This window comes from Nocardioides sp. NPDC006303 (genome assembly GCF_040613175.1).
Taxonomy (GTDB): domain Bacteria; phylum Actinomycetota; class Actinomycetes; order Propionibacteriales; family Nocardioidaceae; genus Nocardioides.
This window is the reverse complement of the sequence record NZ_JBEXRR010000081.1, coordinates 1,774-4,922: the sequence shown is the minus strand read 5'-3', so window position 1 is coordinate 4,922 and position 3,149 is coordinate 1,774. Positions and strand designations below refer to the sequence as shown.

Below are 3,149 nucleotides of genomic sequence, written 5' to 3'. Positions count from 1 at the left end.
TTGTTGTTTTTGTTGAGGGTTTATGAAAGATAAGCCCTCGGCCTATTAGTACCGGTCGGCTGGGCATCACTGCTGTACACCTCCGGCCTATCAACCCCATAGTCTGTAGGGGGCCTTAACCCATAAAGGGTGGGAAACCTCATCTTGAAACGTGCTTCCCGCTTAGATGCGTTCAGCGGTTATCACTTCCGAACGTAGCCAACCAGCCATGCACCTGGCGGTACAACTGGCACACCAGAGGTTCGTCCATCCCGGTCCTCTCGTACTAGGGACAGCCTTTCTCAAGTTTCCTACGCGCGCGGCGGATAGGGACCGAACTGTCTCACGACGTTCTAAACCCAGCTCGCGTGCCGCTTTAATGGGCGAACAGCCCAACCCTTGGGACCTACTCCAGCCCCAGGATGCGACGAGCCGACATCGAGGTGCCAAACCATCCCGTCGATATGGACTCTTGGGGAAGATCAGCCTGTTATCCCCGGGGTACCTTTTATCCGTTGAGTGACCACGCTTCCACATGCCGTGGCCAGATCACTAGTTCCGACTTTCGTCCCTGCTCGACATGTCTGTCTCACAGTCAAGCTCCCTTGTGCACTTACACTCGCCACCTGATTGCCAACCAGGCTGAGGGAACCTTTGAGCGCCTCCGTTACACTTTAGGAGGCAACCGCCCCAGTTAAACTACCCATCAGGCACTGTCCCTGAACCAGATCATGGTCCGAAGTTAGACATCTAGTACGACCAGAGTGGTATTTCAACGTTGACTCCACACACACTGGCGTGTGCGCTTCACAGTCTCCCACCTATCCTACACAAGCCGAACCAAACACCAATACCAAACTATAGTAAAGGTCCCGGGGTCTTTCCGTCCTGCCGCGCGTAACGAGCATCTTTACTCGTAGTGCAATTTCGCCGAGTCCACGGTTGAGACAGCGCCCAAGTCGTTACTCCATTCGTGCAGGTCGGAACTTACCCGACAAGGAATTTCGCTACCTTAGGATGGTTATAGTTACCACCGCCGTTTACTGGGGCTTAAATTCTGAGCTTCGCCGTGAGGCTAACCCGTCCTCTTAACCTTCCAGCACCGGGCAGGAGTCAGTCCGTATACATCGTCTTACAACTTCGCACGGACCTGTGTTTTTAGTAAACAGTCGCTTGGGCCTGGTCTCTGCGGCCCTTCACGCTTCCCCCAGCTAGTGGGTTCACGATCCGGGCCCCCCTTCTCCCGAAGTTACGGGGGCATTTTGCCGAGTTCCTTAACCATGGTTCGCTCGATCGCCTCGGTATTCTCTACCTGATCACCTGAGTCGGTTTGGGGTACGGGCGGCTCATGACTCGCTAGAGGTTTTTCTCGACAGCATAGGATCATCGACTTCCCCAAACGGGTCCGTATCACGTCTCAGGCATACAGTGTGCGGATTTGCCTACACACAGCCCTACACGCTTACCCGTAGACAACCATCGCTACGGTTCGACTACCTTCCTGCGTCACCCCATCACTTGACTACTACACACTTGGGTCCCATGTTCCACACACACGCCTCACCCCGAAGGGATCGGTCACGCATGCTTCAGATGGTTAGCATCATGCGCCTCATCATGGGCGTCACTTCGCCGGTACGGGAATATCAACCCGTTGTCCATCGACTACGCCTGTCGGCCTCGCCTTAGGTCCCGACTTACCCAGGGCAGATTAGCTTGACCCTGGAACCCTTGATCAATCGGCGGATGTGTTTCTCACACATCATTCGCTACTCATGCCTGCATTCTCACTCGCGTACCGTCCACCGCTGGATCACTCCGCTGCTTCACTCGATACACGACGCTCCCCTACCCACCCCGGAAAACCGGAGTGCCATAGCTTCGGCGGATAACTTGAGCCCCGCTACATTGTCGGCGCGGAATCACTTGACCAGTGAGCTATTACGCACTCTTTCAAGGGTGGCTGCTTCCAAGCCAACCTCCTGGTTGTCACTGCGACTCCACATCCTTTTCCACTTAGTTATCGCTTAGGGGCCTTAGCTGATGGTCTGGGCTGTTTCCCTCTCGACAATGGAGCTTATCCCCCACTGTCTCACTGCTGCGCTCTCACTTACCGGCATTCGGAGTTTGGCTAACGTCAGTAACCTGGTCGGGCCCATCGGCTATCCAGTGCTCTACCTCCGGCAAGAAACACGCAACGCTGCACCTAAATGCATTTCGGGGAGAACCAGCTATCACGAAGTTTGATTGGCCTTTCACCCCTAACCACAGGTCATCCCCTCCATTTTCAACTGAAGTGGGTTCGGTCCTCCACGCCGTCTTACCGGCGCTTCAACCTGCCCATGGCTAGATCACTTCGCTTCGGGTCTAGAGCGCGCGACTCAATCGCCCTATTAGGACTCGCTTTCGCTACGGCTTCCCCACACGGGTTAACCTTGCCACACACCGCTAACTCGCAGGCTCATTCTTCAAAAGGCACGCCATCACCCCCACTGCCAAAAGGCCGGCCGGGCTCTGACGGATTGTAGGCACACGGTTTCAGGTACTATTTCACTCCCCGCCAGGGGTACTTTTCACCTTTCCCTCACGGTACTGGTCCGCTATCGGTCATCAAGAAGTATTTAGGCTTAGCGGGTGGTCCCGCCAGATTCACACGACATTCCACGAGTGCCGTCCTACTTGGGAAGTACATCAACCCAGCCAAACACATACGATTACGGGGCTATCACCCGCTACGGCCCAGCTTCCCAACTGGTTCACCTTCATGCTTGGTTTCTTACTGAGCTCACCGCCGGCAGACGATGAAAGACATATCCCACAACCCCGACTACCCAACAACTGCCGTCTATCACAGGTAACCGGTTTGGCCTCATCCGATTTCGCTCGCCACTACTCTCGGAATCACTATTGTTTTCTCTTCCTACGGGTACTGAGATGTTTCACTTCCCCGCGTTCCCTCCACACGCCCTATAGATTCAGGCGCGGGTAACACGACATGACTCGTGCTGGGTTTCCCCATTCGGACACCCCCGGATCAACGCTCGGTTGCCAACTCCCCAGGGCTTATCGCAGGCTCCAACGTCCTTCTTCGGCTCTTGATGCCAAGGCATCCACCATGTGCCCTTCATAGCTTATCTCTCACAAACACTCAACAAAAACAACAAACCACG

At 54.9% G+C, this 3,149-nt stretch carries 1 rRNA gene; it reads right to left on the bottom strand.

Annotated features, from left to right (window positions below):
* Positions 1–25: 25 nt before the first annotated feature.
* A 23S ribosomal RNA gene (locus ABZY89_RS29390) occupies positions 26–3,116 on the bottom strand.
* Positions 3,117–3,149 lie beyond the last annotated feature (33 nt).